The following is a 1,307-nucleotide window of genomic DNA, read 5'->3' as shown; positions in this document are numbered from 1 at the left end:
CCCAGCTCACGCTGGCGCATGGCCCGTTCAAGCTGATTCCAGCCCGTGCCGGCCTGCGAATTGTAAAATATTCAAGCACAAACTAACCGCACATTAGGTAAACTGAAAAGTCATCACGCCTTGCACGCTAGGCCGCGATTTCTCACTAAATCCTTCGTTTAAAAACACATAAACTACTCCGCCAGAGAAAATACCGACATCGTCTGGAAAAGCGATATCAAAATCATCTCCATTCAACATTATTCGGCACTCTGCACCTGCCACTGACTCCTCGTCCTGTAACCAAGACACAACACCACAGACTCTTGAGCTGAAATTGTTAGAAGAATCACACTCTATGTCATTTTCAATTAAGACCTTGCACGGAGACGATGCAAACTCCTTATACTCATTCCTTTCACCCCCATCGTTATCATGATAAATTACTACTGAACAATTTTCTCTTTCAGCCGTCAATTCTTCCCAGTGAAGAAATGTATCCTCTCGATAGTATGGCGAAAACAATGATATCCACCCTTGAGCGCCAAGCTCCACCCATTCGGCCGGCATTGTCAAAAGGTGAAGCAGTGGATGCCCATGCTTGTCGACCGGCCATTCTATATCTTGCGTCAATAGGCATCCGCCTGCCATGTGAGGTTCAGTTAATCTGGCCACGGTCGCGTTGACTTTCAAATTTTTCAAATAACTCTCCCAATTAGCAACAACAGCTGTTTTGTAAGAACGCATTCGATTTTTTTCGCAAACGTTTTGCCTGAGCTGCACTCATTCCAGATTTTCTAAGCGCCCCCTGCCACACATCCATCTGACGCTTAGTTGGCTTACCATCCTCACCAAGCTCAAACTCATTTTTCCCGTTAGTGCCCAAGTGTACCTTGGAAAGGGCAGCTTCTTGTCTATGTACATTGACATGCTGAGTTCTCGTCAATGCAATAGACGGGTTGCCTTCCATTCTCCCGCCGCCCTTGCAACCCATCTGTTCTAGGGCCTTATTTCTCACCAATTCATGTGCATCTAACTTATCGCCAGCGTTACCTGTGCCTGTGAGGTCTCCATATGTACCCAGTTGCCCAGCCGCTGCCAAGCCTAGTGGATCTGTCCACTCGACAGCGTTTGGTGCGTACATAAACAGGTTTAAGCCACCCGAGTAGCTAATCGGGTCCTGCCCAATAAACCGCCCAACCCCCGGATCATAGTACCGATACCGGTTGTAGTGCAGCCCAGTCTCACGGTCGTGATACTGCCCCTGAAACCGTATCGGATTGCTCAGCCCAATCTGCCTTGCCCAGCCCGAGTGTTCCTCTCGTACC

At 48.4% G+C, this 1,307-nt stretch carries 2 protein-coding genes; both read right to left on the bottom strand.

All coding sequences use genetic code 11. The annotated features are described in order from the left end of the window. Positions 1 to 93 precede the first annotated feature (93 nt). The gene (locus tag DN387_RS14045) at positions 94 to 726 is read right to left on the bottom strand and encodes a hypothetical protein (protein WP_157811447.1); all 633 of its coding nucleotides are present in this window, start codon (positions 724 to 726) and stop codon (positions 94 to 96) included. Further along, on the bottom strand, positions 695 to 1,307 hold a 613-nt coding region (locus DN387_RS26060; protein ID WP_302329325.1), incomplete at its 5' end, for an RHS repeat-associated core domain-containing protein. The genes DN387_RS26060 and DN387_RS14045, both read right to left, overlap by 32 nt.

This window comes from Pseudomonas sp. FBF18, assembly GCF_024261405.1.
Taxonomy (GTDB): domain Bacteria; phylum Pseudomonadota; class Gammaproteobacteria; order Pseudomonadales; family Pseudomonadaceae; genus Aquipseudomonas; species Aquipseudomonas palmensis.
The sequence above is the reverse complement of the archived record's forward strand: the minus strand, read 5'-3'. Positions and strand labels throughout refer to the sequence as shown.